The sequence below is a fragment of the Variovorax sp. GW821-FHT09B01 genome (genome assembly GCF_059418345.1).
In genome coordinates this window covers 87,546-111,787 of the sequence record NZ_JBWKPQ010000010.1, presented here as the reverse complement: position 1 = coordinate 111,787, position 24,242 = coordinate 87,546, and the positions used below count along the sequence as shown (strand labels likewise).

Here is a 24,242-nt window from a genome sequence, read left to right as displayed (position 1 = left end):
ACTGGTACGATGGCCCGATGCTGAGGAAAACCGAAGTGGACACGCTCCCCGTTCCCAAAGACGACGACGAGGGCACGCCCGTCTCCGTGAAGATCCGCGAACGCCTGCACGCGGCGCGCCGGCGCTTCAACGCCAACGACAACATCGCCGAGTTCATCCAGCCCGGCGAACTCGAGGCCCTGCTCGACGAGGTCGAGGTCAAGATGAAGGGCGTGCTCGACAGCCTGGTGATCGACGTCGAGAACGACCACAACACCGACAACACCGCGCGTCGCGTGGCCAAGATGTACGTCAACGAGGTGTTCCGCGGCCGCTACGTGCCGCCGCCCTCGCTGACCGAATTCCCCAATGCCGAGCACCTCAACGAGCTGATGATCGTCGGCCCGATCACGGTGCGCAGCGCCTGCTCGCACCACTTCTGCCCGATCATCGGCAAGCTCTGGATCGGCGTGATGCCCAACGAGCACACCAACGTCATCGGCCTGTCGAAGTACGCGCGCCTCGCCGAATGGGTGATGGGCCGTCCGCAGATCCAGGAAGAGGCCGTGGTGCAACTGGCCGACCTGATCCAGGAAAAGACCCAGCCCGACGGCCTCGCGCTGGTGATGGAGGCCGAGCACTTCTGCATGGCCTGGCGCGGCGTGAAGGAAATGGACAGCAAGATGATCAACTCCGTGATGCGCGGCGTGTTCCTCAAGGACCCGAGCCTGCGCCGCGAATTCCTCTCTCTCCTGCCCCGAAAGAGCTGACATGCTGGTCCGACTCCTCTACGCCAGCCGCGCCGTCGACACCAGCCCCGCGGCCATCGAAGCGATCCTCACGCAATCGCGCTCGCACAACACGACCTGCGGCATCACGGGCATCCTCTGCTACGGCGGCGGCACCTTCCTGCAGGCGATCGAAGGCGGCCGCATGGCGATCAGCGAGCTCTACGGCCACATCCAGCGCGACGCGCGCCACAAGGACGTGGTGCTGCTGCACTACGAGGAAATCTTCGAGCGCCGCTTCGGCGGCTGGACCATGGGGCAGGTCAACCTCTCCAAGCTCAACGCCTCCACGCTGCTGAAGTACTCCGAGAAACCCGAGCTCGACCCGTACAAGGTCTCGGGCAAGGTCTCGCTGGCGCTGCTCGAGGAGCTGATGGCCACGGCGGCCATCGTCGGGCGCCACTGAAATGCGTCGGGGGCTTCGGCCCCCTTTTTTGTTGCCTGCCGGCCGGTGGGCGAGCGACTTCCCTGATCTGATCCCGTGCCTCTTTCCGCATTCGCGCTGATCCTGCTTGCAGGGCTCATCCACGCGGGCTGGAACATCGTCGCCAAGAAGGCCAACGGCGACGTGCGCTTCAGCTTCCAGACCAGCGTGTTCAACATGCTCATCTGGGCGCCCGTGGGCATCGTGCTGGGCTGGAACGTGGTGCCCCACTGGGGCGCGACCGAGTGGGGCTTCGTCGTGCTCAGCGGCGTGCTGCACATCTTCTATTTCATCGTGCTGCTGCGCGGCTACCGCAAGTCGGACCTCACGGTGGTCTATCCGCTGGCGCGGGGCTCGGGGCCGCTCTTGTCGTCGCTGGTGGCGGTGCTGTTCCTCGGCGAGAAGATCAGCCTCGTGGGCGTGGCGGGCATCGTGGGCGTGGTGGGTGGCGTGTTCCTGGTCGCCGGTGGCCCGAAGCTCTGGCACAAGGCGCACGACCCGGCGCAGCGCGATCGCGTGCACAAGGGCATCCGCTACGGCGTGCTGACCGGCGGCTTCATCGCCGCCTACACCGTGGCCGACAGCTACGCCGTCAAGTTCCTCGCGATGTCGCCGATCCTGCTCGACTACTTCGGCAACCTCGTGCGCCTGGTGCTGCTGCTGCCGGCCGCGCTGCACGACCGCGCCACCACCGCGCGCATGTGGCGCGCGCAGTGGAAGTACGCGCTGGTGGTGGCGGCCGTGAGCCCGGTGTCGTACGTGCTGGTGCTCTACGCGGTGCAGCAGGCGCCGATCTCGCACGTGGCGCCCGCGCGCGAGGTGTCGATGCTGTTCGCGGCGCTGATCGGCGGCCACCTGCTGCGCGAGGGCGACCGGCTGCTGCGCCTGCTGGGCGCGCTCTTCATCGCCGCGGGCGTGGTGGCGCTCGCGCTGGGTTGAGCCATGAAGCGGATGCGCCCGGGCCCGCTGTTGTTCGGCTGCGACTTCTCGAGCGCGCCGACCGCGCGCAAGCCGATCGTGATCGCCACCGGCGAACCGATGCCCGATGGCGCCGTGGCGCTGCACGAGTTGCGGCGCTTCACCGCGCTCGATGCCTGGAGCCGCTGGCTGCACACCACGCCGGCCTGGGTCGGCGGTTTCGACTTCCCGTTCAGCCTGCCGCGCGAACTGGTCGAGCACCTGGGCTGGCCCGTGCGCTTCGAGCCGCTGATCGCGCATTACGCCGCGCTCACCCGCGCCGAGATCCGCGAGACCTTCGCGGCCTTCTGCGCCGCGCGGCCGGTGGGCGGCAAGTTCGCGCACCGCGCCACCGATGCGCCCGCGGGTTCCAGCCCGTCGATGAAGTGGGTCAATCCGCCGGTGGCCTTCATGCTGCACGCCGGGGTGCCGCCGCTGCTGTCGGCCGGTGCCCATCTGCCGGGGCTGCGCGCGGCGCGGCCGGCCGATCGGGTGGCGCTCGAGGCCTATCCCGGGCTGCTGGCGCGCGAGCTGGTCGGCCGCCGCAGCTACAAGAGCGACGAGCTCGCCAGGCAGACGCCCGAGCGCCGCGCGGCGCGCGCCGAACTGCTGGCCGCGCTCGAGGCCGGCCGCACGCGGCTCGGCCTGCGCCTCGTGCTCTCGGCCGGGCAACGCCGCGAACTGCTCGACGACCCGCGCGGCGACGACCTCGATGCCGTGCTGTGCCTGGTGCAGGCGGCCTGGGGCCTGCAGCGCGCGGACAGCGCGGGCCCCGGCTACGGCCTCCCGGCGGACATCGATCCGCTCGAGGGCTGGATCGTCTCCGCCTGACCCCGGCCGGGCCCGGTTGTCCTACAGCGCTTCGAGCCGCCGTCGCGGCGCCATCGCCCGATCCCGTCGCTAGATTGACGTCATGGGCCGCCGGCCCATGCGCCCGACCTCCGGGTGCTTCGTGACCGAATCAGGAAGGACATCGCAATGAACAAGGATCAAGTGGCAGGCCGCGTCGACCAGGCCAAGGGCAAGCTCAAGGAAGTCGCCGGCAAGGTCGTGGGCAACGAGAAGCTCGAAGGCGAGGGCATTGCCGACCAGGCCGCCGGCAAGGTGCAGAGCACCTACGGCGACGTGAAGGAAAAGGCCAAGGACGCGATCAAGTCCGGCGCCGATAAGCTCTGATGCGACATGGCTGCGGCCCGCGGGCGCGCAGCCTTTTTTCTTTTCATTCCATCGATGTGGAGGTTCCCATGACCATTTCGATACAGTCGCCCGCTTCGCGCACGCGCACCTGGCTCGCCGTGCTGGCGATCGCCGGCGGCAGCCTCGCGCTGGCCGCCTGCGACAAGAACGATGGCCGCACCGCCGGCGAGAAGCTCGACAGCGCCGTGGCGCGCACCGAGCAGGCCGTCGACACCGCGCGCGACAAGACCGTGAAGATGGCCGAGGAGGCCAAGACCCGGATCGACTCGCAGAGCGTGAAGGATGGTGCCGCCAACGCGAAGGAAGCCGTGAAGGACGCCGGCAGCGCCGTCGCGAACACGGTGGACGACGCGGCCATCACCGCCGCCATCTCGGCCGGCCTGGCGAAGGATCCCGACCTCAGCGCCATCAAGATCGATGTCGACACCAAGGCCGGTGCCGTGAGCCTGCAGGGGCCCGCGCCGAGCGCCGCCGCCAAGGAGCGCGCAGAACAGATCGCCAAGGGCGTGCAGGGCGTGACCTCGGTCGACAACCGGCTCGAGGTGAAGGGCTGAGTTTTTCGAGTCTTCGGACTCGTTTCCTCCCGCCCCCAAAGAAAAAGCCCGGCATGTCCGGGCTTTTTCTTGGGCGGTGGCGGGTGTCAGTGGCCCAGCCAGTCCTTCAGCTCGTCGGCGTGCTCTTCCTCGTCCGAGAGGATGTCCTCGAGCATGCGGCGGGTGGTCGGGTCCTTGTCGCCGATCAGGTTGATCATCTGGCGGTACGACTCGACAGCGATGCGCTCGGCCACGAGGTTGGCGCGCACCATGGCCTGCAGGTCGGTCGATTCGTCGTAGCCGGCATGGCTGCGTTCGCGCAGGTGATCGGGCGCGAAATCGGGTTCGCCGCCCAACTGCACGATGCGTTCGGCGATGCGGTCGGCATGGCCCGATTCCTCGTTGGCATGCACCAGGAATTCGTCGGCGATGGCCGGCGACTCCACGCCGTTGGCGGTGAAGTAGTGGCGCTTGTAGCGCAGCACGCAGACCAGCTCGGTGGCGAGCGCGTCGTTCAGCAGCTTGACGATGTCGTCGCGCCACGGGCCGTAGGCCGGGGTGACGGCGCCGTCGTCGAGGCTGTGGGCTGCGGCATCGAGGCCCTTCTGGTCCAGCACCAGGTGCTGGTGGTCCTTCGCCGGAGTGGAGGCATTGGCTTTCATGGGGGATCCTTTCGTGGGGGAGTTGTTTTCTGCTGCATGAGCGTGTTCACGATGTCGGCCAGGTCGGAAGTCTTGAGCACCGCGGCCAGCACTGCCGTCACCGACAGCAGCCGCCAGGGCCTGACCAGCACCACCACCGCGCCGGTGGCCGCGGCAATGGCCATCAGCTTGGCCGGTTCCTTGCGCGCGTAGCGCTCGAGCAGCGGCCGGGCGAGCTGGCCCGCCGCATGCGCCGGATGGCGGCGCCACCAGCGCTCGGCCATGCTGCGCGCGACCGAGGCCCAGACGCGGGCATTGCCGCCGCGGCCATCGCCCGCATCGTGCGCGCGCTGGCCTTCGAAGGCGGCGCCGGCATCGTCGGGGTCGGACTGTGCGAAGGCCGCTTCGGCATCGCGCCGGGCGCGTTCCTGCTGCGGCGTGCGCGGTTCCGACTCGGGTTCGCGTCCGCCGTTGAGTTCGCGCACCAGGGCGCGGCGCGACAGCGCCAGCCGTTCCTTCGGCGTCAGCAGGGCGCGGGGATCAGTGCCGGCCATGGCGGCCTCCGGCTTCATGAAGGGCCTGCAGGTCGGCGTCGACCTGCGCACGCAGATCGTCGAACCCATGGGCGATGAAGGGACGGGATGCGATCCAGGCGCAGATCGCGGCGATCGCCAGCGCTACGCCGGGAACCGCGATCAGCACCCAATGAAAACTGCCGTGCAGCACGCCCAGCAGCACCGCCACGCCGATGAGTCCCAGCGCCAGCACGAAGGTGGCTGCGGCCAGGATGCCCGCGACGATGCGGGCGATCAGCCCGCGGGCCGCAGTGCCCGATTCCTGCCGGACCAGGGCCGCGTAGTTGGCGATGTGTTCGGCGATGAGCTCCGGGTGCCCGAGCACCGTGGAAAAGATCGGATGAAGCATGGTGCTGCGGAGCGGGGCCGATGCTTCAGGCGATCAATAGTCGTCCCGACGGCGGCTGGCCAGCACGATCAGTGCGGTGATGGCGGCACCGGCCGCGGCGGCGATCAGCACCGAGCGCACGGGCTGGTCGGAGATGTAGCGGCCGGTCGAGTCGGCGGCCTGTTCGAGGCGGCGCTGGGCGCGGGCGCTGGTGGTCGATGCGGCATCGAGGCCGCGCTGCACGGCCTGCTGCACGCGCGCTGCGAGCTGTTCGACCGCCGGTTCCGCGTCGCGACGCAGCTCGCGGACCTTTTCGCCCGCCGCATTCACCGCATTCTGTGCATAGGCACGCGTGGTATCGACAGCGTCGTTGGCGGTCTGGCGTGCGTCATCGGCGAGTTGCTGGGGGGTCTTGGTCGTGTTCATGAAAAGTCCTTTCCGGGAATGATTTGCGAGAGCCTGTGAATCGTACCGACGCTACTTGCTTCGTAGCAAGCCGGCCAGGAAGCTCGCGATGGCGAGCACGGCGAAGATCACGAAGAGGATCTTGGCGATGCCGACGGCGCTGGCGGCGATACCGCCGAAGCCGAACAAGGCGGCGATCAGCGCGATGACCAGAAAGACCACTGCGTAGTGCAACATGCGGAACTCCTTGGAGGCTGCCCTCGTTGTCGGAAAAGCCGCGTGTCCGATGGGGAGGAACACGGCATGGACAGACCTTAAGGGTCGGCCCATGGCGGACCTGTCAGTGGCAGGGGGGGCGGGGCGTAGGAGATGGCCGAGTCCGCCCGGCCACCCGTGAAATCGCGTGAAATCCGGCACGAATGCGCCGGCACGCCGCCGGCACGCGAGGCAGGGCGTCGGGCCTACGCCACCGGCAGCATCGCCGCGATGCGCGTGCCGTGCCCGGGCGTCGATTCCACCGTGAGCTTGCCGTGCGCCGCTTCCACGCGGTGGCGCATGCCGGCCAGGCCGTGGGTCGACGGGCGCATCTTCAGGGCGTCGAAGCCCTTGCCGTTGTCGACCACCTCGACCACCACGTGCGTGCCGTGGTCCTTCATCGAGATCGTGGCCTCGGTGGCCTCGGCGTACTTGCCGATGTTGGTCAGGCTCTCCTGCACCATCCGGTAGATGGTGAGCTGGCGCGACTCGTCGGTGCTGACCGGCTCCAGCTGCATGTCGACGTGGATGCCCGAACGTTCGCCGAACTCGCGCCCGAGGATCTCGAGCGAGGCCACCAGCCCCAGGTTGGCCAGCGAGGACGGGCGCAGGTCCTCGATGATGCGGCGCTTGAGCGCGATGCCGCTGTTGAGCAGCTCGGTCAGATGCTGCAGCCGCTGGATCGCATCGGGCGAATCGGCCAGCCGCGACTTCAGCCGCGCCACGTCGAGCTTGGCGGCGGTCAGCAGCGAGCCCAGCTCGTCGTGCAGCTCGCGCGCCAGGAAGCCGCGCTCGGTCTCGCGCACGTCCTGCAGGTGGGTCGCCAGTTCGGCCAGCGAGGTGGTGCGCTCGCGCACTTCGTCCTCCAGGGCATTGCGCTCGCGCTGCAGGGTCTCCTGCTGGCGCTCGCCGATCGAGCGCAGCACGTGCGTCTGGCGCAGGTACAGGAAGAAGGCGAACAGGGCCGCCAGCGCCACGATGCTGGTGCCGAAGCGCGCCAGCCGCAGCGACAGCATCACCTGGGTCTGGCTGTCGTGCAGGGTCTTGTTGCTGAGCTCCACCAGGCCCCGGGCCTTCTCGCGGATGGAATCCATCTCCTCGCGGCCGACGTCGGTGGTGATGACGAACTTCCAGGCGTCCTCCTTGCCGTCCGAGCGCAGGCGCACGCTCATGTCCATCTCGGACACCTTGCGCAGCACGTGTTTCGACAGCTCGGCCAGCTGGGCCGTCTCGGCCGGCCGGCCGGCATACTGCTGGCGCAGGCTCGCCAGGTTGCCGTCGATCTGCTGGATGGCGTTGTCGTAGGGTTGCCGATAGGCGGCTTCCCCTGTCAGCAGATAGCCGCGCTGGCCCGTTTCTGCATCGAGGATGTTCTGCAGCAGCTGGTTGAGCACGCTGCGCACCTTCTGGGCGGCGTCGATCTCGGCCAAGGCGATACTGGACTGCCGGTAGCCCGCCTCGTTGATGCCGACGAGCGCCAGCGCCGCCAGTGCCGCGAGCAGCAGGCTCAGGGCCATTTTGGGGAAGGCTAGCCAACGCATGAAACTATTGAGTCCGCTTTCAAGACAAGATCGTGAATAATTGACAACGATCAGGGAACCGGCATGTTGCGGCCCGCGGACCGGCAACACAACGACGAAAGTAACAGATGATCAAAATTGGAATTGTGGACGACCACGCCATCGTGCGATCGGGCCTCAGGCAGTTCTTCTCCGAGCACGTGGATCTGCGCGTGGCCGGCGAGGCCGCCAGCGGTCGCGAGGCGATCGAACTCGTGCGCACGACCGAACTCGACGTGCTGGTGATGGACCTGTCGATGCCGGGGCAAAGCGGGATCGATGCGCTCGCCATGATCCGTGCCAAGGCGCCCGACGTCGGCATCCTGATCCTGAGCGGGTACCCCGAGGAGCACTACGCGATGAACCTGATCCGGCAGGGCGCGAGCGGCTACCTCAACAAGGAGTGCGATCCGATGGAGATCGTCAACGCGATCCGCACCATCGCGCTGGGCCGCCGCTACATCACCCCCGCCGTCGCCGAACTGCTGGCCCGCCAGCTCGACCGCAAGGACGACGCCGCGCCGCACGAGCAGCTCTCGGAACGCGAGTTCCAGGTGTTCCTGAAGCTGGCCAAGGGCGAGACCGCGGGCGACATCGCCAAGACGCTGTCGCTGTCGGTGAAGACCGTGAGCACCTACCGCACGCGGCTGATGGAGAAGATGAACCTCTCCTCCAACAGCGACCTCACGTACTACGCCCTCAAGAACAAGCTGATCGACTGAGAGAGCCACCGTTCGCGCCGGGGCTCAGCCCGGCCCCGGTGGCTGCGCCGCCACCGCGCGCAGGCAGAAATCGACCAGTGCGTCGATCTCGTTGGACTTGTCGAACACCGCGTCCACGCCGAACTGCGCACAACGCCTGCGGATGTCGGGCGTCGCATAGTTGCTGAGCACCACCACCTTCTGTTCGGGGCGCCGCTCGGTGCAGGCCTTCAGCACACCCAGCCCGCTGCCCTGCTTGAGGAACAGATCGACCACCGCGAGGTTCCATTCGGCGGCATGGGTGCGCAGCCATTCGATCGCGTGGTCTTCGGTTTCCGCATAGCCGACCACCACGGTGCGCGCCAGTTCTTCCAGGGTGCCGATGAGGTTTTCACGGATCGTGAGGTTGTCCTCGACGATGTAGGTCTTCAATCTGGAATCCATGACGAACCGCGCTTCCTCCGACGTTGCCCGAATGATGTGTGCCGCGCTGCCGGCGCTCTGAGACAGAGGGCTGGTGTTGGCTGGACCGGGCTCTGGACGATGAGGCCTCCCTGCCGCGCATCATGCAGGGTTCAGTGCGAGGCATCTGTAGGCGGGTTCCGACGCACCCGCAGGCGAGGGCCCTGGCGTCGCTCGGCGCGCGGTAGGTGATGCCGTACGCGGGTTGCGGCCCTGCGCCGACCTGGACGGCGCGCGCGATGCAGTCATCATGCAGGCATGGCGATGGATCACACCCGCACCCTCCCGCGCAGATTTCCGCTGTGGCAGAAGCTGATCGTGCTGCTGCTCGCGCTGTTTGCGGCGCTGGTGATCGCCATCCTGTTCTTCCCCTGGGACGTGCTGCGCGAGCCGGTCAACCGCTACGTGAGCGAGAAGACCGGCCGCAAGTTCGAGATCACGCGCCGGCTCGACGTCGATCTCGGCTGGCGCCGCGCCACCGTCAAGTTCGACGGCATCGAGTTCGCCAACCCCTCGTGGGCGCGCGATCCCTACCTCGTGAAGGCTGAGCGCGCCGAGTTCGACATCCGCCTCTGGCCGCTCATCTCGCGCCGCATCGACATCCCGCGGCTGGTGCTCGCCTCGCCCACCGTGGGCCTGCAGATGGAAGCCGACGGCCGGCGCACCTGGGCTTTCGGCAAGGACACCTCCGACGCCGGCACCGCGCCCGTGATCGGCACCATCGAGATCGACGGCGGCGCCATCGACTTCCTGGCCAAGCACCTGGGCGTGGACATCCATGCCGACGTCAGCTACGACACCGCGCGCGGCGCGCTGCCGGTGCACTACCGCATCAAGGGCCGCTACAAGGGCCAGCCGCTCACGGCCCAGGGTCGCACCGGCAACGTGATGCAGATCAACGCGGCCGGCGCGCCGCCGTTCCCGCTCGAGATCGACGCGGCCGCCGGCCAGACCAAGCTCAAGGCCAGCGGCACCGTGGGCTCGCTCGCTGACCTCGACGGCATCGATGCCAAATTCGACATCCGCGGCCAGACGCTGGGCGCGCTGTTCCCGCTGCTGGGCATCGCGTTGCCGCAGACCTCGCCCTACGCGGTGCGCGGCACCCTGAGCAAGCGTGGCACGCTGTGGGAGGCCAAGGCGCTGCAGGGCAAGCTGGGCCTGTCCGACATCGGCGGCGACATGCGCTTCGACCAGGCCGCCCAGGTGCCCTATCTCGCGGGCGAACTGCGCTCGAAGGTGATGGACATGGACGACCTCGGCCCGCTGATCGGCCTGCCGCCGACCGCGCGCACCGCCGCCACCGTCGAGGGCGTGGCGCCGCCGCCGACCGTGACCCAGGTCAAGCGCCCGGGCGGCAAGGTGCTGCCGACCGCGCCGCTGGACTTCGAGCGCCTGCGCGCGATGAACGCCGACGTGAAGTACACGGCCGAGCGCATCCGCAACGTGCGCGAGGTCCCGCTCGACAGCGGCAGCGTGCAGGTCAAGCTCAAGGACAGCGTGCTCACGCTCGACCCGCTCGAGCTCGGCGTGGCCGGCGGCAAGCTGGCCGGCGCGATCCGCATCGACGGTTCGAAGAACCCGGCCGACATCCGCGCCGCGCTCGACGTGCGCGCGATGCAGCTCGCGCGGCTGTTCCCCAAGCTCGAGACCACCGGCAACAGCCTGGGCCGGCTCGACGGCCGCATCAACCTCTCGGGCTCGGGCAGCACCGTGGCCAACTGGCTCGGCGGCGCCTCGGGCGACGTCGCGGTGCTGGCCGGCCGCGGCCAGTTCGGCAACCTGCTGCCGGTGTTCGCCACGCTGGTGGGCGGCGACATCCTCAAGTTCCTGCTGCGCGGCGACCGCGACGTGGAACTGCGCTGCGCGGCCGTGGCCTTCGACGTGAACAAGGGGCTGGCGACCGGCCGCACCCTGCTGGTGGACACCACCAATGCGCTGTTCACGGCCACGGGACAGGCCAATTTCGCCACCGAGGGGCTGGATTTCGTGATCCACCAGGAGCCCAAGAGCAAGAGCCTGCTGTCGATCCGCACGCCGCTGGTGGTCAGCGGCAGCTTCGGCGATCCCAAGGGCGGGCTGCAGGTCGGGCCGCTGGCGGGCCGTGGACTGGCGGCCCTGGCGCTGGGCGCGGTCAACCCGCTGCTGGCGCTGGCCGCGACCATCGAGACCGGCCCCGGCGAGGATTCCGACTGCAAGGCGGTGCTGGCCCAGGCCAACAAGCCGACCGCCGGCGCCGCCGCCAACGGCGCGGCGCGGGCCAAGGGCGCGAAGCAGCAGCCCTGACCCCGAGCGAGGCTAGGGCGCGGCGCGCTGCGCCGCGCAGACGCCGCAGTGCGGATCGCGCGCCACGCGCAGGGTGTCGAACGAGGCGCTGCGTCCGTCGAACATCAGCAACCGGCCCGCCAGCGACGGCCCGATGCCCGCGAGCAGCTTGAGCGCCTCGAGCGCCTGCAGGGTGCCGATGGTGCCGACCACCGGCCCGAACACCCCGAGCACCGCGCACAGCGTCTCCTCGAAGGCCGCGTCGGGCGGGAACAGGCAGGCATAGCAGGGCGAGGCCGGATCGCGCACGTCGTACACGCTGAGCTGCCCGTCGAAGCGGATCGCGGCCCCCGCCACCAGCGGCTTGCCGTGCGCTACGCAGGCGCGGTTGACGGCCTGGCGCGTCACGAAGTTGTCGGTGCAGTCGAGCACCACGTCGGCCGCGGCGACCAGTGCCGACAGCTGGTCGGCGTCGGGGCGCAGCACGTGGGTCTCGATGGCGATGCCGGGATTGATGTCGCGCATGGCCTGCGCCGCCGACGCCACCTTTGGCTGGCCCACGCGCGCCTCGGTGTGGGCGACCTGGCGCTGCAGGTTGGTGAGGTCGACCTCGTCGTCGTCGACCAGCACGATGCGCCCCACACCCGCCGCCGCGAGGTAGAGCACGGCCGGCGATCCCAGCCCGCCGGCACCGATCACCAGCACCCGGCCGGCGCTCACGCGCGCCTGGCCATCGATGCCGAATTCCTCGAGCAGGATGTGGCGCGAGTAGCGCAGCAGGTCGTCGTCTTCGTTCATGGCGGGGGAGAAAGCAAAAGGGACCGGTCTGGCCGGTCCCCTGCGGTGGGATGCGAAGTCGGAGCGTCCGGAAGGGGCTCGCGCCCCGGCCGGTCAGTTCTCCTTCTTCTCTTCCTTGTTGTCGACGATCACCTGCGTCTTGCTGACCAGCACCGGCTGGCCCTTGAGGCGGTTGAGCGCCTGCACCAGCGGGAAGTCCTTGTCGGAGCCGAACTCGGGCACCTTGCGGTCCTGCGGCGGCTTCTTGGCTTCTTCCTCGAGGCGCTTGCGGGCCTCGTCGCGGGCCTTCTCGCGCTCGGGGTCCTTGACCTCGGGGCCCTGGCCGCTGGCCAGGTGCTTCTCGAGGTCGGCCTCGCGCATGCGCAGCGCGGCGAAGGGGCTGCCCTCGGCGCTCTCGTCGACCAGCACGTTCGGCACGATGCCCTTGGCCTGGATCGAGGTGCCGCTGGGCGTGTAGTAGCGCGCGGTGGTGATCTTCAGGCCGGTGTCGGGGCCGAGCGGACGCACGGTCTGCACCGAGCCCTTGCCGAAGGTCTGGCTGCCCATGATGGTGGCGCGCTTGTGGTCCTGCAGCGCGCCCGCGACGATTTCGCTGGCCGAGGCCGAGCCTTCGTTCACGAGCACCACCAGCGGCACCGACTTCAGCGAGGCCGGCAGGCTGCGCAGCGGGTCGCTGCCGGAGCGGCGCTGGTAGAACTCGGGCGCCGCCTTGTAGACCGCCTTGCTCTCGGCGAGCTGGCCGTCGGTGGTGACCACCGTGGCGTTCTCGGGCAGGAAGGCCGCCGACACCGCCACGGCCGCGTCGAGCAGGCCGCCCGGGTCGTTGCGCAGGTCGAGCACCAGGCCCTTGAGGTTCGGGTCTTCCTTGTACAGGTCGTCGATCTTCTTCACGAAGTCGTCGACCGTGCGCTCCTGGAACTGCGACAGGCGGATCCAGCCGTAGCCCGGCTCGATCATCTTGCCGCGCACCGATTGGGTGCGGATTTCCTCGCGCGTGATCGTGACCGGGAAGGTGCGGCTCTCGTCCTTGCGGAAGATCGTCAGCAGCACCTTGGTGTTGGCCTCGCCGCGCATGCGCTTGACCGCCTCGTTGAGCGACAGGCCGCGCACCGCGGTGTCGTCGATCTTGGTGATCAGGTCATTGGGCTTGAGGCCGGCGCGGAACGCGGGCGAGCCCTCGATCGGGGAGACCACCTTGATCAGGCCGTCTTCCTGCGAGATCTCGATGCCCACGCCGACGAAGCGGCCGGTGGTGCCTTCCCTGAATTCCTTGAAGGACTTCTTGTCGAAGTACTGGGAATGCGGGTCGAGCCCGGCGACCATGCCGGAGATGGCGTCGGAAATCAGCTTCTTCTCGTCGACCGGTTCGACGTAGTCGCTCTTGACCATGCCGAACACGGCAGCGAGCTGCTGCAGTTCCTCGAGCGGCAGTGGCGCGAGCGAGCCGCGCGCGACGGTCTGCAGCGAGGCGGTGGTCAGGACGCCTGCAACGGCGCCGGCGGCGACCCAGCCGGTGATCTTGAGTTTCTGGCCCATGGGTAAGTGTCCTTGTCGGCTGTCGAACCAATATACACAGCTTGGAAACAAATTGCCCGCCGGGGTTCCACGGGTGGAGCGGCGGGCACGGTTTTTCTACAGCGCGGCTTCAGCCTTTGCCTTGCGAGGCGACCGCGGCGGCGGCTTTCTCGGCGGCGGCGGCATCGCCCAGATAGTAGTGCCGCAGCGGCTTGAGATCGTCGTCGAGCTCGTACACAAGGGGAATGCCGTTCGGGATGTTCAGGCCGACGATGTCGTCGTCCGAGATGCCGTCCAGGTACTTCACCAGCGCGCGGATCGAGTTGCCGTGCGCCGCCACCACGAGGCGGCGGCCGGTGCGGATGGCCGGGGCCATCGACTCGTTCCAGAACGGCAGCACGCGCGCCACCGTGTCCTTCAGGCATTCGGTCAGCGGGATCTGCTCGGGCGAGAGCTTGGCGTAGCGCACGTCGCTGCGTTCGCTGCGCGGGTCGTCTGCTTCCAGCGGCGGCGGCGGCGTGCTGTAGCTGCGGCGCCAGACCAGCACCTGCTCGTCGCCGTACTTCTTGGCCGTTTCGGCCTTGTTCAGGCCCTGCAGGCCGCCGTAGTGGCGCTCGTTGAGGCGCCACGAATGCACCACCGGCAGCCAGGTGCGGTCGAGCTCGTCGAGCGTGTGCCACAGGGTGCGCGTGGCGCGCTTGAGCACGCTGGTGTAGGCCACGTCGAAGTCGTAGCCCTCGGCCTTCAGCAGCCGGCCCGCCTGCTTGGCCTGCTCGACGCCGGTCTCGGTCAGGTCGACGTCGGTCCAGCCGGTGAAGCGGTTTTCGAGGTTCCAGGTCGATTCGCCGTGGCGGATCAGTACCAGTTTGTGCATGTCGGAGGCCTTTGGCAGCGCTTTGTAAACCCGACATTCTAAAATCCCGGGTTTGCCTCTCTCCAAGGAACCCTCGTGAAATTGATCGAATTCGTCACTGCGAACTGGATGCTGGTCCTGATCGTGCTCAGCTCGGGCGCCATGCTGGCCTGGCCGCTGATTCGCGGCGCGGGGGGCGGCACGCTGACGGCCGACGCGGCGGTGCACCTCATCAACCGCGAGCGCGCGGTGCTGGTCGACCTGCGCGATCCCGAGGAATTCGCCGCCGGCCACATGATCGGCGCCAAGAACGTGCCGCTGGCCCAGCTCGAGGAAAAGCTGGCCTCCACGGTCAAGAACAAGAACGTGCCGCTGCTGCTGGTGTGCGAGAACGGCTCGCGCGCGCAGCGCGCGGTGGCCGCGGCCAAGAAGCTGGGTTACGAGCAGGCCCAAGCGGTGTCCGGCGGGCTCAAGGCATGGAAAGCGGCTAATCTGCCGGTTGAAAAGGCCTGAACCCCACCGAGATACGAACCATGCAAGCCGTCAAGATGTACACCACCGCCGTGTGCCCCTACTGCACACGCGCCAAGCAGATCCTCAAGTCCAAGGGCGTCGAGCAGATCGAGGAGATCCGCATCGACAGCGATCCCCAGGCGCGCATCGCCATGATGGAGATCACCCAGCGCCGCACGGTGCCGCAGATCTTCATCGGCGACACCCACGTGGGCGGTTGCGACGACCTGATGGCGCTCGACAGCCGCGGCGGGCTGGTGCCGCTGCTGCAGGGCCAGCCGGCCTGATCGAGGCCCGGCCGACCGCCGGTCCGAAGCCGTCACATCGCCGGGCGATAATCGTCCGTTCACCCATCTGCGGCCCGCCGCGGGAAACCATCCCCCGGCGGGCCTTGTTTTGACCCTCGAAAGTTCAGCCATGGCCGACCAGCAAGCCCAAGATCCCGTGTTCCAGATCCAGCGCGTCTACCTCAAGGACCTGTCGCTCGAACAACCCAACTCGCCCGCGATCCTGCTGGAACAGGAACAGCCCACCGTCGACATCCAGCTCGGCGTGGACGCCCAGCCCGTGGCCGACGGCATCTTCGAGGTGTCGGTGTCCGCCACCGTGCAGACCAAGATCGGCGACAAGACCGTGTTCCTGGTCGAAGCCAAGCAGGCCGGCATCTTCGAGATCCGCAACCTGCCCGAAGACCAGATGGGCCCGATCCTCGGCATCGCCTGCCCGCAGATCGTCTACCCCTACCTGCGCGGCAACGTGGCCGACGTGATCCAGCGCGGCGGCTTCCCGCCCGTGCACCTGGCCGAGATCAACTTCCAGGCCATGTACGAGCAGCAGCAGGCTCAGGCCGCCGGCCAGCCGTCGCCCATCATCACGCAGTAAGCCCGACGGTACGCAACGCCGCGACGCCGATGAAGATCTGCGTTCATGGCGCCGGAGCCTGGGGCACGGCGGTGGCCGTCAATGCGGCCGCCCGCCACGAGGTCACGCTGTGGGCCCGCGACGCGGCCCAGGCCGAGGCCATCTCCCGGGCCCGCGAGAACACCCGCTACCTGCCGGGGCTGGCCTTGCCGGCTTCGCTCGCGGTGCGCGCGGGCGGCATCGGCCAGGCGCAGGCCGGCGCCGACCTGGTGATCGTGGCCACGCCCATGGCGGCGCTGCGCCAGCAGCTCGAGACCCTGCGCGACAGCGGCACCCGCGTGCCGGTCGCCTGGCTCTGCAAGGGCGTCGAGCCCGCGCAGGCCGCGAACACCTCCGCTTCCTCCTTTGGCCTGCTGGCCCACGAGATCCGCGCGCAGGTCGCGCCCGATCTGTTGGCCGGCGTGCTCAGCGGCCCGAGCTTCGCGCAGGAAGTGGCCGAGGGCCGCCCCACCGCGCTGGTCGCCGCCAGCCCGCATGCCGCCGTGCGCGACGCGCTGGTCGATGCCTTTCATGGCCCCGCGCTGCGCGTCTATGCCAATGACGACATCGTCGGCGTCGAGGTCGGCGGCGCGGTCAAGAACGTGCTGGCGATCGCCACCGGCCTGTGCGACGGCCTTGCGCTGGGCCTCAATGCACGCGCCGCGCTGATCACGCGCGGCCTGGCCGAGATGACCCGCTTCGGCCTCGCGCTCGGCGCCCGCACCGACACCTTCATGGGCCTGTCGGGCCTGGGCGACCTGGTGCTCACCGCCACCGGCGACCTGTCGCGCAACCGCAAGGTCGGCCTGCTGCTCGCCCAGGGCCGTACCCTGGCGCAGGCGGTCGATTCGCTGGGCCACGTGGCCGAGGGCGTTTACTGCGCCCGCACCGTGGTGCAGCGCGCGCGCGGGCTGGGCGTGGAAATGCCCATCGCCGAGGGCGTGGTCGCGCTGCTCGACGGCCGCGTGAGCCCGGCCGATGCCGTGGCCGCGCTGACCGGGCGCGACCCGGTGCCCGAATCGGTCCGGCCGCCCCCATAACAACATCCGGAAGACAAACCGCCCCATGCGTTCCCGTTTCGATTTCTCCGCGCCGGCCATCGCCGCGCTGGCCCAGGCCGATGCGGCCCGCGCACTGCAGGAGGACGTCGCCGACGGCGACCTCACCGTCTCCCTGGTCGACGCCGGCCGCCGCGCCCAGGCGCGCGTGCTGGTGCGCGAGCCGGCCGTGCTGTGCGGCGCGCCCTGGGTCGAGGCCACGCTGGCGCAGCTCGATCCGCAGGTGCGCATCGACTGGCGCTGCGCCGAGGGCGGGCGCTGCGAGCCGAACCAGGTCGTGCTCGAGATGGAGGGCCCGGCCCGCGCGCTGCTGACCGCCGAGCGCACCGCGCTCAACTTCCTGCAACTGCTGAGCGCCGTCGCGACCAAGGCCGCGCTCTACAGCGACATCGTCGCTGGCACGCGCGCGCGCATCGTCGACACGCGCAAGACGCTGCCGGGCCTGCGCCTGGCGCAGAAGTACGCGGTGCGCACCGGCGGCGGCCTCAACCATCGCATCGGCCTGTACGACGCCGTGCTGATCAAGGAAAACCACATCGCCGCGGCCGGTGGCGTGGCCGCCGCGCTGCGCGCCGTGGCCCCCGCGGCAGCGCGCGCCGACTTCGTCGAGATCGAGGTCGAGACCCTGGCGCAGCTGCAGGAAGCGCTCGCCGCCGGCGCGCGCATGGTGCTGCTCGACAACATGGACCTGCCGACCCTGCGCGAGGCGGTGCGCATCAACGACGCCGCCGGCGAAGGCCGCGCGGTGCTCGAGATATCGGGCGGCGTCACGCTCGACGGCCTGCGCGAACTGGTCGAGACCGGCGTCGACCGGATCTCGGTCGGCGCGCTGACCAAGGACGTCAAGGCCATCGATTTCTCGATGCGCTTCCAGGACCGCTGAGGGAGACGCACATGGCTTCCTCCGCCGTCATCGATGTCGAGTACGAACAGCCGGCCGAAGGGAGCGTCTGCGACACCCGTCGCGCCTGGGCCCGCGTGCCGCCCGAGCCCACGCCCACCGAGCGCGAGGCGCTCAAGGAGCGCATCCGCCGCCTGCTGCGCGAGCGCAACGCGGTCATGGTGTCGCACTTCTACGTCCACCCCGACCTGCAGGACCTGGCCGAGGAAACCGGCGGCATCGTGAGCGATTCGCTCGAGATGGCGCGCTTCGGCCGCGACCATGCGGCCGGCACGCTGGTGGTGTCGGGCGTGCGCTTCATGGGCGAGACCGCCAAGATCCTGTCGCCCGAGAAGCGGGTGCTGATGCCCGACCTCGACGCCAACTGCTCGCTCGACCTGGGCTGCCCGGTCGACGAGTTCAGCGCCTTCTGCGACGCGCATCCAGACCGCACCGTGGTCGTCTACGCCAACACCAGCGCCGCCGTGAAGGCGCGCGCCGACTGGCTCGTCACCTCGAGCTGCGCGCTCGACGTGGTGGGCGCGCTGCATGCGCAGGGCCGCAAGATCCTCTGGGGCCCCGACCGCCACCTCGGCGACTACATCCAGCGCCAGACCGGCGCCGACATGGTGAGCTGGAACGGCGCCTGCATCGTGCACGACGAGTTCAAGGCGCTCGAGCTCGAGCTGCTCAAGCAGGCGCATCCGCGCGCCAAGGTGCTGGTGCATCCCGAGTCCTCGGCCGAGGTCATCGCGCTGGCCGATGCCGTGGGCTCGACCTCGGCGATCCTCAACGCCGCGCGCCAGCTCGACGCGACCGAGTTCATCGTCGCGACCGACAACGGCATGCTGCACAAGCTGCGCGCGCTCAATCCCGGCAAGACCTTCATCGAGGCCCCCACGGCCGGCAACGGCGGCACCTGCAAGAGCTGCGCGCATTGCCCGTGGATGGCGATGAACGGGCTGGCCGACCTCGCGAACGCGCTCGAGACCGGTGCCGGCGAGATCCACGTCGACCCGGCGCTGGGCCTGCGCGCGCGCGTGCCGATCGACCGCATGCTGGCCTTCACGGCCGGCCTGAAGAACGGCATCGCACCGGGCAGCCTGGTGGCCGGGATCGGCGCGGCCTGACGAAGCCCCTCAGTGCCCGTCCCAGGCGGAACGGGTCGCTGCCTTCCTGAACAGCTGGCGGTTGGCGTCGTTCGCCGGCGGCTCCGAGTCGCCGAAGATCGCGGCCATCCAGTGGCCGTCGGTCGGGTTCGGGAACAGCACGTACTTGCGGCCGAACTGTTCGCGGTCGGCTTCCATCGCCTGGATCCGCTGGTCGACGTTCTTCACGTAGTACTTGCGCCGGAAGTCATTGAGGTTGTCGCCGAGGTAGACCACCACGTCGAACTGCTGCGCGATCTGCTCCTGCCGCGGCTGCTTGTTGCTGCTGTCGCGCAGCACGGTCAGGTGCTCCTTGTCGGCATAGGGCGCGCCCAGCACCTTGAGGTGTTCCATCGCGTACTCGTAGGTGCGTTCGCCCTGTTCGCGGCTGGTCACGTAGAACACCTCCACGCCGTTCTCCCGGCAGAAGCGCAGGAACTCCTGCGAGCCGGGCGAGGGCACGATCTGGTTCTTCGGGATCCACGCGTCCCACTTCGGATCGTCGAAGAAATCCTGGCCCTCGTTGATCAGGTAGCCCCAGTAGGCCAGCGGCAGCAGGATCGTGTCGTCCATGTCGGTCACCACCGCCAGCGGCTTGTCGCCCGGGCGGCGCTTCTTCAGCGCCGCCTCCACGTGCATGCGCGCCACGTTGAAGCCCTGGTGATAGAGAGCGCGGTACTCGGCCGCGGTCTGCTTCCAGGCCACGGCGCCGATCAGCAGGTTGTTCGTGCCGGCACCCGCGGCAGCGGGCGGGGCCTGCGTCTGGGCGCAGCCCGCGGCGAGCAGGAGCGCGGCCGTGACGCCGGCGATGGCCGCGAAGCGGCGTGAGGTCGAATGGGGTTTCAAGCTGCAATCCTCCCTGGATCGTGTTGTAAAAAAAGGTGCGACCGCCGTTGTATCAAACCGGCTTCGTCGTCCGGCTTTTCTTGCGCAGCGGTTCTCATCCATGGCCCTCGGGCTTGCGGATGCGGTCGGTCACGGCGCCGCGCGGGAGCGCTGAGTCAGAACTCCAGCGTGCAGGAATCGCCGAGCGCCTCGCGCCACACCCGCACGCGCGCCAGCGAAGCCTGAAGTTCGCCCAACGCCTCGGCGATGAACAGGCACAGGTTCTCCAGCGTGGGCGGTTGCAGCCCCGGCACCTCGTCGAGCAGCCGGTGGTCGAGCTGCTCGCGCACTGCCTCGAGCCGGCGCCGCAGCAGGCCCAGGTCGATCACCATGCCGGTCGCGGGATCGCGTTCGCCCGCGAGCCAGACCTCGGCGTGGTAGGTGTGGCCGTGGATGCGGCGGCTGCCTTCGGCCTCGATCTCGCGTTTCAGGGTGTGGGCGGCGTCGAAGAAGAAGCGTTGGCTGATCGTGAATCGCATGGGGAACGGAGGAACGGGGAAGCGGGCATCAGCGGATGCCGGTGAACTTGTGGGTCTGCACGCTGAGGCGCCAGCGCGGCTGGCGCAGGCAGGCATCGATGCACAGCGCGGTGTTGGCGGCCTGCCGCGGGCCGTCCATGGGTTGCAGGAAGCGGTGCGCGAACTCGCCGCTGCGCGCCATCGCGTCGAGGTCGATGCCCTCCTGCGGCCACACCAGCTTGAGTTCCTGGCCGCGCCGCTGCACCCAGGGCGCGCCGGCCTTGGGGCTGATGCAGAGCCAGTCGATGCCCTCGGGCGCGGCCACGGTGCCGTTGCTCTCGACGGCGATGCGGAAGCCGCGCGCATGCAGCGCATCGATCAGCGCGGCGTCGACCTGCAGCAGCGGCTCGCCGCCGGTCAGCACCACGAGGCGGTGGCCGGCATCGTCGGCGGGCCACTGCGCGGCGATGGTGTCGGCCAGCGCATCGGCCTCCTTGAACTTGCCGCCCAGCGTGCCGTCGGTGCCGACGAAATCGGTGTCGCAGAAACGGCAGACGGCGCTGGCGCGGTCGACCTCGCGGCCGCTCCAGAGGTTGCAGCCCGCGAAGCGGCAGAACACGGCCGGCATGCCGGCCTGGCCGCCTTCGCCCTGCAGCGTGTAGAAGATCTCCTTGACGCTATAGCTCATGGCTTTGCCGCCCAGGGCTCGATCTCGAGGTTGTCGATCAGCCGCGTGCTGCCCAGGCGCGCGGCCGCGAGCGCCACCAGCGGCTCGGCGCCGTCGAGCGCGGCCGGCGGCTGCAGGTCGAGGCGGCGGCGCACCGTCAGGTAGTCGGGCTGCCAGCCGCGCTGCGCCAGCGCCTGCATCGCGCGTCCCTCGATCGCCGCGAGCTCGCCGCCGCCGCGCACGGCCTCGGCGATCTCCTTGAGCGCGCGCGAGAGCTGCACCGCCTCGGCGCGCTCGCCCTCGCTGAGGTAGCCGTTGCGCGAGGAGAGCGCGAGACCGTCGTCGGCGCGGCGCGTCTCGCCGCCCACGATCTCGATCGGCAACGCGAACTGCCGCACCAGGTGGCGGATCATCATCAGCTGCTGGTAGTCCTTCTTGCCGAACACCGCCACGCGCGGCTGCACGCAGCTGAACAGCTTCATCACCACGGTGCACACGCCGACGAAGAAGCCGGGCCGGAAGTGGCCCTCGAGGATGTCGGCCAGCGCCGGGTCGGGATGCACCTTGCAGGTCTGGGGCTCGGGATAGAGCGCCTTCTCGTCGGGCGCGAACAGCACGTCGCAGCCGGCGGCTTCCAGCTTGGCGCAGTCGCTGTCCCAGGTGCGCGGATAGGTGTCGAAGTCCTCGTGCGGCAAAAACTGCAGCCGATTCACGAAGATGCTCGCGACGGTGGCGTCGCCCAGCGGCTTCGCCTGCGTGACCAGCGCGATGTGGCCGTCGTGCAGGTTGCCCATGGTCGGCACGAAGGCGGGGCGCTCGAACCGTGTCAGGTGGTCGCGCAGTTCGGGGATGGTGCGGGCGATGAACATGGAACGGTTCTCCTTGGAGTGAGGAAGGAAAGAAAAAACGGGGTGGGTTACCAGGCGTGCAGCCGGTCGTCGGGAAAGCTGCCGTCCTTGACGGCGCGCACGTAGGCCGCGAGCGCCTGCGGGATGCCGCCGGCGCCGTCCATGAAGTTGCGCACGAACTTCGGCATGCGGCCCAGGTTCAGGCCCAGCATGTCGTGCAGCACGAGCACCTGGCCTGCGGTGCCGCGGCCGGCCCCGATGCCGATGGTGGCGCAGCGCGTGAGTTCGGCCGTGAGCGCGGTGGCCAGCGCGGCCGGCACCATCTCGAGCACCAGCATCGCGGCGCCCGCGTCCTGCAGCGCATGCGCCTCCTCGCGCAGCCGGGCCGCGGCGACGTCGCCCTTGCCCTGCACGCGGTAGCCGCCGAGCGCATGCACGGTCTGCGGCGTCAGGCCCAGGTGCGCGCACACGGGGATGCCGCGTTCGACCAGGAAGCGCACGGTCTCGGTGGTCCAGCCGCCGCCCTCGAGCTTCACCATGTGGGCGCCGGCCTGCATCAGCACGGTGGCGCTGCGCAGCGCCTGTTCGCGCGACTCCTGGTAGCTGCCGAAGGGCAGGTCGGCGATCAGCCAGGCCGTGCCCTGCACGCGGCGCAGCCCGCGCGAGACGCTGTCGGTGTGGTGGCGCATGGTCTCGAGCGTGACGCCGACAGTGCTCGAGAGGCCCTGGCAGACCATGCCGAGCGAATCGCCGACCAAGAGGCATTCGACGCCCGCGGCATCGGCCACGGCGGCGAAGGTGGCGTCGTAGGCCGTGAGCGTCGCGATCTTCTCGCCGCGCGCATGCAGCTCGGCCAACCGCGGCAGGCTCAGCGGCTTGCGCGTGGCGGGCTGCGAGGCCGGCGGCAGCGTGCCGTAGGGCGTGGCGGTGGTGGCTTCGTTCGGGGTGGAGGCGTTGGACATGGTTGGGTTTCTCCCTGCGGGCGTCGGTGGCCGGGCATCCTGGGGTTGAAGAAGGCGGGAACGGGTGGGGCTATCGGTCGGCCGGTACCAGCACCGTGGGTGCGGTGGGCTCGGCGAGCGAAGGATAGTCGCGGCTGAAATGCAGGCCCCGGCTCTCGTGGCGGGCCTGCGCGGAACGCACGATCAGCTCGGCCACCTGCACCAGGTTGCGCAGTTCGAGCAGGTCGCGCGTGACGTGGAAATTGGCATAGAACTCATGGATCTCGGCCTGCAGCAGCGCGATGCGGTGGCTCGCGCGCTCCAGGCGCTTGTTGGTGCGCACGATGCCCACGTAGTCCCACATGAAGCGGCGCAGCTCGTCCCAGTTGTGCGAGATCACCACCGCCTCGTCGGCATCGGTCACGCGGCTCGCGTCCCAGGCCGGCAGCGCCACCGGCGCGCGTGCCGGCGCGGCGCCGATGGCCGCGGCCGCCGCGCGCGCGAACACCATGCACTCCACCAGCGAATTGCTGGCCAGCCGGTTCGCGCCGTGCAGCCCGGTGCAGGCGGTCTCGCCGATCGCGTAGAGGCCCGGCAGGTCGGTGCGGCCGGCCAGGTCGGTCACCACGCCACCGCAGGTGTAGTGGGCCGCCGGCACCACCGGGATCGGCTCGCGCGTGATGTCGATGCCGAGCTCGGCGCAGCGCGCGAGGATGTTCGGGAAGTGCGCCCGCAGGAACTCGGGGCTCTGGTGCGAGATGTCGAGGTGCACGCAGTCCAGGCCGTGCTTCTTCATCTCGAAGTCGATCGCGCGCGCCACCACGTCGCGCGGCGCGAGTTCGGCGCGCTCGTCGTGCCGCGGCATGAAGCGGGTGCCTCCCGCCGATTCAGGCAGTTTCAGCAGCCCGCCTTCGCCGCGCACCGCCTCGCTGATCAGGAAGGACTTGGCATGCGGGTGGTAGAGGCAGGTCGGGTGGAACTGGATGAACTCCATGTTCGACACCCGGCAGCCCGCGCGCCAGGCGGCGGCGATGCCGTCGCCGGTGGCGGTGTCGGGGTTGGTGGTGTAGAGGTAGACCTTGCCCGCGCCGCCCGTGGCCAGGATGGTGTGCGGCGCGCGGAAGGCCAGCACCTCGCCGCTGGCGTCGTCGAGCGCGTAGAGGCCCGCGCAGCCCGCGTCGGGCGCACCGAGCCGTTCGCCGGCGACCAGGTCGACCAGCGTGTGGTGCTCGAACAGCGTGACGTTGGGCGTGCGGCGCACGCGCTCGATCAGCACCTGCTGCACGGCCGCGCCGGTGGCGTCGGTCACGTGCACGATGCGGCGCTGGCTGTGGCCGCCCTCGCGCGTGAGGTGCAGGTCGCCGTCCTCCTCGGAGAAGGGCACGCCGAGCTCGCGCAGCCAGCCGATGGCCTCGGGCGCGTGCTCGACCACGAAGCGCGTGGCGGCCGCATCGCACAGGCCGGCGCCGGCCACCAGCGTGTCGTCGACATGGGCGTCGAAGCTGTCGCCCGCAGCCAGCACCGCCGCGATGCCGCCCTGGGCCCAGGCGCTGGAGCCGTCGGCCAGCGCGCGCTTGGTCAGCACCGCCACGCGGTGCGTGGGCGCCAGCAGCAGGGCCGCGGAGAGCCCGGCGAGGCCGCTGCCGACGATGAGGACGTCGAAATCGAGGGAGGAGGCCATGGCGCGCGGGAAGGGACGAGGGTCAGGATCG

The 24,242-nt window shown here is 69.5% G+C and carries 30 protein-coding genes; 14 read left to right on the top strand and 16 right to left on the bottom strand.

Annotated features, from left to right (window positions below; translation table 11 throughout):
* Positions 1-17: 17 nt before the first annotated feature.
* The 6 genes from folE (at position 18) to AC07RV_RS25590 (ending at position 3,899) form a co-directional block, all read left to right on the top strand.
* Positions 18-749, top strand: a complete 732-nt coding sequence (gene folE, locus AC07RV_RS25615) for a GTP cyclohydrolase I (protein WP_093340974.1) — start codon at positions 18-20, stop codon at positions 747-749.
* Position 750: 1 nt separating this feature from the next.
* Entirely contained in the window at positions 751-1,173 is a 423-nt protein-coding gene (locus AC07RV_RS25610; RefSeq protein WP_093340973.1) for a BLUF domain-containing protein, read from the top strand.
* Positions 1,174-1,248: 75 nt separating this feature from the next.
* Entirely contained in the window at positions 1,249-2,130 is an 882-nt protein-coding gene (locus tag AC07RV_RS25605) for an EamA family transporter (RefSeq protein WP_296787540.1), read from the top strand.
* A 3-nt stretch (positions 2,131-2,133) separates the two neighbouring features.
* Positions 2,134-2,979, top strand: a complete 846-nt coding sequence (locus AC07RV_RS25600) for a DUF429 domain-containing protein (RefSeq protein WP_444813790.1) — start codon at positions 2,134-2,136, stop codon at positions 2,977-2,979.
* 147 nt (positions 2,980-3,126) lie between these two features.
* A complete protein-coding gene (locus AC07RV_RS25595; protein WP_208507598.1) occupies positions 3,127-3,324 on the top strand; it encodes a CsbD family protein in 198 nt (65 codons plus the stop codon).
* Positions 3,325-3,392: 68 nt separating this feature from the next.
* Complete coding sequence (locus tag AC07RV_RS25590; RefSeq protein WP_296787542.1) at positions 3,393-3,899, top strand: BON domain-containing protein; 507 nt, start codon at positions 3,393-3,395, stop codon at positions 3,897-3,899.
* Between the two features lie 86 nt (positions 3,900-3,985).
* Here AC07RV_RS25590 and AC07RV_RS25585 read toward each other — a convergent pair whose 3' ends face one another.
* From AC07RV_RS25585 to AC07RV_RS25560, 6 genes are all read right to left on the bottom strand, one after another.
* A complete protein-coding gene (locus AC07RV_RS25585; protein WP_093340965.1) occupies positions 3,986-4,540 on the bottom strand; it encodes a ferritin-like domain-containing protein in 555 nt (184 codons plus the stop codon).
* Positions 4,537-5,073 (bottom strand): hypothetical protein, encoded by a 537-nt coding sequence (locus tag AC07RV_RS25580; RefSeq protein WP_296787545.1) that lies wholly within the window; start codon positions 5,071-5,073, stop codon positions 4,537-4,539. The genes AC07RV_RS25585 and AC07RV_RS25580 overlap by 4 nt, the downstream gene beginning before the upstream one ends.
* On the bottom strand, positions 5,060-5,443 hold the full coding sequence (locus AC07RV_RS25575) for a hypothetical protein (protein ID WP_093340962.1): 384 nt from the start codon (positions 5,441-5,443) through the stop codon (positions 5,060-5,062). The genes AC07RV_RS25580 and AC07RV_RS25575 overlap by 14 nt, the downstream gene beginning before the upstream one ends.
* A gap of 33 nt (positions 5,444-5,476) precedes the next feature.
* Positions 5,477-5,848, bottom strand: a complete 372-nt coding sequence (locus AC07RV_RS25570) for a hypothetical protein (RefSeq protein WP_093340961.1) — start codon at positions 5,846-5,848, stop codon at positions 5,477-5,479.
* A 51-nt stretch (positions 5,849-5,899) separates the two neighbouring features.
* Complete coding sequence (locus tag AC07RV_RS25565; RefSeq protein ID WP_082321940.1) at positions 5,900-6,064, bottom strand: DUF1328 domain-containing protein; 165 nt, start codon at positions 6,062-6,064, stop codon at positions 5,900-5,902.
* Positions 6,065-6,288: 224 nt separating this feature from the next.
* Entirely contained in the window at positions 6,289-7,599 is a 1,311-nt protein-coding gene (locus AC07RV_RS25560) for a CHASE3 domain-containing protein (protein ID WP_296787548.1), read from the bottom strand.
* 131 nt (positions 7,600-7,730) lie between these two features.
* On the opposite strand from AC07RV_RS25560, the gene AC07RV_RS25555 reads away from it, so the two are divergent.
* Positions 7,731-8,363: a response regulator gene (locus AC07RV_RS25555; protein ID WP_057592041.1), complete on the top strand. Its 633-nt coding sequence runs from the start codon at positions 7,731-7,733 to the stop codon at positions 8,361-8,363.
* A 24-nt stretch (positions 8,364-8,387) separates the two neighbouring features.
* Here AC07RV_RS25555 and AC07RV_RS25550 read toward each other — a convergent pair whose 3' ends face one another.
* The gene (locus AC07RV_RS25550) at positions 8,388-8,786 is read right to left on the bottom strand and encodes a response regulator (RefSeq protein ID WP_208507603.1); all 399 of its coding nucleotides are present in this window, start codon (positions 8,784-8,786) and stop codon (positions 8,388-8,390) included.
* Positions 8,787-9,068: 282 nt separating this feature from the next.
* Here AC07RV_RS25550 and AC07RV_RS25545 point away from each other — a divergent pair, with 282 nt between their 5' ends.
* A complete protein-coding gene (locus tag AC07RV_RS25545; protein WP_296787551.1) occupies positions 9,069-11,087 on the top strand; it encodes an AsmA family protein in 2,019 nt (672 codons plus the stop codon).
* Positions 11,088-11,099: 12 nt separating this feature from the next.
* Here AC07RV_RS25545 and AC07RV_RS25540 read toward each other — a convergent pair whose 3' ends face one another.
* The 3 genes from AC07RV_RS25540 to gpmA all read right to left on the bottom strand — a co-directional run bounded on the left by AC07RV_RS25540 (position 11,100) and on the right by gpmA (position 14,253).
* Positions 11,100-11,864 (bottom strand): HesA/MoeB/ThiF family protein, encoded by a 765-nt coding sequence (locus AC07RV_RS25540; RefSeq protein ID WP_296787552.1) that lies wholly within the window; start codon positions 11,862-11,864, stop codon positions 11,100-11,102.
* A 93-nt stretch (positions 11,865-11,957) separates the two neighbouring features.
* Positions 11,958-13,400: a S41 family peptidase gene (locus AC07RV_RS25535; protein WP_093340955.1), complete on the bottom strand. Its 1,443-nt coding sequence runs from the start codon at positions 13,398-13,400 to the stop codon at positions 11,958-11,960.
* A 109-nt stretch (positions 13,401-13,509) separates the two neighbouring features.
* Positions 13,510-14,253: a 2,3-diphosphoglycerate-dependent phosphoglycerate mutase gene (gene gpmA, locus AC07RV_RS25530; protein ID WP_093340953.1), complete on the bottom strand. Its 744-nt coding sequence runs from the start codon at positions 14,251-14,253 to the stop codon at positions 13,510-13,512.
* Between the two features lie 108 nt (positions 14,254-14,361).
* On the opposite strand from gpmA, the gene AC07RV_RS25525 reads away from it, so the two are divergent.
* The 6 genes from AC07RV_RS25525 (at position 14,362) to nadA (ending at position 18,713) form a co-directional block, all read left to right on the top strand.
* The gene (locus AC07RV_RS25525; protein WP_281077002.1) at positions 14,362-14,745 is read left to right on the top strand and encodes a rhodanese-like domain-containing protein; all 384 of its coding nucleotides are present in this window, start codon (positions 14,362-14,364) and stop codon (positions 14,743-14,745) included.
* Positions 14,746-14,765: 20 nt separating this feature from the next.
* On the top strand, positions 14,766-15,032 hold the full coding sequence (gene grxC / locus AC07RV_RS25520) for a glutaredoxin 3 (protein WP_093340951.1): 267 nt from the start codon (positions 14,766-14,768) through the stop codon (positions 15,030-15,032).
* A gap of 130 nt (positions 15,033-15,162) precedes the next feature.
* A complete protein-coding gene (gene secB, locus AC07RV_RS25515) occupies positions 15,163-15,627 on the top strand; it encodes a protein-export chaperone SecB (protein WP_093340950.1) in 465 nt (154 codons plus the stop codon).
* Between the two features lie 29 nt (positions 15,628-15,656).
* Positions 15,657-16,685: an NAD(P)H-dependent glycerol-3-phosphate dehydrogenase gene (locus AC07RV_RS25510; RefSeq protein WP_296787555.1), complete on the top strand. Its 1,029-nt coding sequence runs from the start codon at positions 15,657-15,659 to the stop codon at positions 16,683-16,685.
* A 25-nt stretch (positions 16,686-16,710) separates the two neighbouring features.
* On the top strand, positions 16,711-17,586 hold the full coding sequence (gene nadC / locus AC07RV_RS25505; RefSeq protein ID WP_296787557.1) for a carboxylating nicotinate-nucleotide diphosphorylase: 876 nt from the start codon (positions 16,711-16,713) through the stop codon (positions 17,584-17,586).
* Between the two features lie 11 nt (positions 17,587-17,597).
* Positions 17,598-18,713, top strand: a complete 1,116-nt coding sequence (gene nadA / locus AC07RV_RS25500) for a quinolinate synthase NadA (protein ID WP_296787558.1) — start codon at positions 17,598-17,600, stop codon at positions 18,711-18,713.
* A gap of 9 nt (positions 18,714-18,722) precedes the next feature.
* Here the strand turns inward: nadA and AC07RV_RS25495 are convergent, their stop codons facing one another.
* From AC07RV_RS25495 to nadB, 6 genes are all read right to left on the bottom strand, one after another.
* Positions 18,723-19,577, bottom strand: a complete 855-nt coding sequence (locus AC07RV_RS25495) for a 5'-nucleotidase, lipoprotein e(P4) family (RefSeq protein WP_296787560.1) — start codon at positions 19,575-19,577, stop codon at positions 18,723-18,725.
* Between the two features lie 155 nt (positions 19,578-19,732).
* Positions 19,733-20,095 carry a 6-pyruvoyl trahydropterin synthase family protein gene (locus AC07RV_RS25490; RefSeq protein WP_296787561.1) on the bottom strand — a complete coding sequence of 121 codons (363 nt, stop codon included), beginning with the start codon at positions 20,093-20,095 and terminating at the stop codon, positions 19,733-19,735.
* A 28-nt stretch (positions 20,096-20,123) separates the two neighbouring features.
* Positions 20,124-20,762, bottom strand: coding sequence for a 7-carboxy-7-deazaguanine synthase (queE, locus tag AC07RV_RS25485; protein WP_296787562.1), 639 nt, complete (start codon positions 20,760-20,762; stop codon positions 20,124-20,126).
* A complete protein-coding gene (panC, locus tag AC07RV_RS25480) occupies positions 20,759-21,610 on the bottom strand; it encodes a pantoate--beta-alanine ligase (protein WP_296787563.1) in 852 nt (283 codons plus the stop codon). Before panC ends, queE begins: the two co-directional genes overlap by 4 nt.
* Before the next feature lie 47 nt (positions 21,611-21,657).
* On the bottom strand, positions 21,658-22,551 hold the full coding sequence (gene panB, locus AC07RV_RS25475) for a 3-methyl-2-oxobutanoate hydroxymethyltransferase (protein WP_296787565.1): 894 nt from the start codon (positions 22,549-22,551) through the stop codon (positions 21,658-21,660).
* Positions 22,552-22,621: 70 nt separating this feature from the next.
* Positions 22,622-24,211, bottom strand: coding sequence for an L-aspartate oxidase (gene nadB, locus AC07RV_RS25470; protein ID WP_296787566.1), 1,590 nt, complete (start codon positions 24,209-24,211; stop codon positions 22,622-22,624).
* Positions 24,212-24,242 lie beyond the last annotated feature (31 nt).

Bases quoted from the DNA above. Each gene is read 5' to 3' on its own strand.
- folE (WP_093340974.1), top strand. From the start codon at position 18: ATGCTGAGGAAAACCGAAGTGGACACGCTCCCCGTTCCCAAAGACGAC.
- AC07RV_RS25610 (WP_093340973.1), top strand. From the start codon at position 751: ATGCTGGTCCGACTCCTCTACGCCAGCCGCGCCGTCGACACCAGCCCC.
- AC07RV_RS25600 (WP_444813790.1), top strand. From the start codon at position 2,134: ATGAAGCGGATGCGCCCGGGCCCGCTGTTGTTCGGCTGCGACTTCTCG.
- AC07RV_RS25595 (WP_208507598.1), top strand. From the start codon at position 3,127: ATGAACAAGGATCAAGTGGCAGGCCGCGTCGACCAGGCCAAGGGCAAG.
- AC07RV_RS25590 (WP_296787542.1), top strand. From the start codon at position 3,393: ATGACCATTTCGATACAGTCGCCCGCTTCGCGCACGCGCACCTGGCTC.
- AC07RV_RS25585 (WP_093340965.1), bottom strand. From the start codon at position 4,540: ATGAAAGCCAATGCCTCCACTCCGGCGAAGGACCACCAGCACCTGGTG.
- AC07RV_RS25580 (WP_296787545.1), bottom strand. From the start codon at position 5,073: ATGGCCGGCACTGATCCCCGCGCCCTGCTGACGCCGAAGGAACGGCTG.
- AC07RV_RS25575 (WP_093340962.1), bottom strand. From the start codon at position 5,443: ATGCTTCATCCGATCTTTTCCACGGTGCTCGGGCACCCGGAGCTCATC.
- AC07RV_RS25570 (WP_093340961.1), bottom strand. From the start codon at position 5,848: ATGAACACGACCAAGACCCCCCAGCAACTCGCCGATGACGCACGCCAG.
- AC07RV_RS25565 (WP_082321940.1), bottom strand. From the start codon at position 6,064: ATGTTGCACTACGCAGTGGTCTTTCTGGTCATCGCGCTGATCGCCGCC.
- AC07RV_RS25560 (WP_296787548.1), bottom strand. From the start codon at position 7,599: ATGGCCCTGAGCCTGCTGCTCGCGGCACTGGCGGCGCTGGCGCTCGTC.
- AC07RV_RS25555 (WP_057592041.1), top strand. From the start codon at position 7,731: ATGATCAAAATTGGAATTGTGGACGACCACGCCATCGTGCGATCGGGC.
- AC07RV_RS25550 (WP_208507603.1), bottom strand. From the start codon at position 8,786: ATGGATTCCAGATTGAAGACCTACATCGTCGAGGACAACCTCACGATC.
- AC07RV_RS25545 (WP_296787551.1), top strand. From the start codon at position 9,069: ATGGATCACACCCGCACCCTCCCGCGCAGATTTCCGCTGTGGCAGAAG.
- AC07RV_RS25540 (WP_296787552.1), bottom strand. From the start codon at position 11,864: ATGAACGAAGACGACGACCTGCTGCGCTACTCGCGCCACATCCTGCTC.
- AC07RV_RS25535 (WP_093340955.1), bottom strand. From the start codon at position 13,400: ATGGGCCAGAAACTCAAGATCACCGGCTGGGTCGCCGCCGGCGCCGTT.
- gpmA (WP_093340953.1), bottom strand. From the start codon at position 14,253: ATGCACAAACTGGTACTGATCCGCCACGGCGAATCGACCTGGAACCTC.
- AC07RV_RS25525 (WP_281077002.1), top strand. From the start codon at position 14,362: ATGCTGGTCCTGATCGTGCTCAGCTCGGGCGCCATGCTGGCCTGGCCG.
- grxC (WP_093340951.1), top strand. From the start codon at position 14,766: ATGCAAGCCGTCAAGATGTACACCACCGCCGTGTGCCCCTACTGCACA.
- secB (WP_093340950.1), top strand. From the start codon at position 15,163: ATGGCCGACCAGCAAGCCCAAGATCCCGTGTTCCAGATCCAGCGCGTC.
- AC07RV_RS25510 (WP_296787555.1), top strand. From the start codon at position 15,657: ATGAAGATCTGCGTTCATGGCGCCGGAGCCTGGGGCACGGCGGTGGCC.
- nadC (WP_296787557.1), top strand. From the start codon at position 16,711: ATGCGTTCCCGTTTCGATTTCTCCGCGCCGGCCATCGCCGCGCTGGCC.
- nadA (WP_296787558.1), top strand. From the start codon at position 17,598: ATGGCTTCCTCCGCCGTCATCGATGTCGAGTACGAACAGCCGGCCGAA.
- AC07RV_RS25490 (WP_296787561.1), bottom strand. From the start codon at position 20,095: ATGCGATTCACGATCAGCCAACGCTTCTTCTTCGACGCCGCCCACACC.
- queE (WP_296787562.1), bottom strand. From the start codon at position 20,762: ATGAGCTATAGCGTCAAGGAGATCTTCTACACGCTGCAGGGCGAAGGC.
- panC (WP_296787563.1), bottom strand. From the start codon at position 21,610: ATGTTCATCGCCCGCACCATCCCCGAACTGCGCGACCACCTGACACGG.
- panB (WP_296787565.1), bottom strand. From the start codon at position 22,551: ATGTCCAACGCCTCCACCCCGAACGAAGCCACCACCGCCACGCCCTAC.
- nadB (WP_296787566.1), bottom strand. From the start codon at position 24,211: ATGGCCTCCTCCCTCGATTTCGACGTCCTCATCGTCGGCAGCGGCCTC.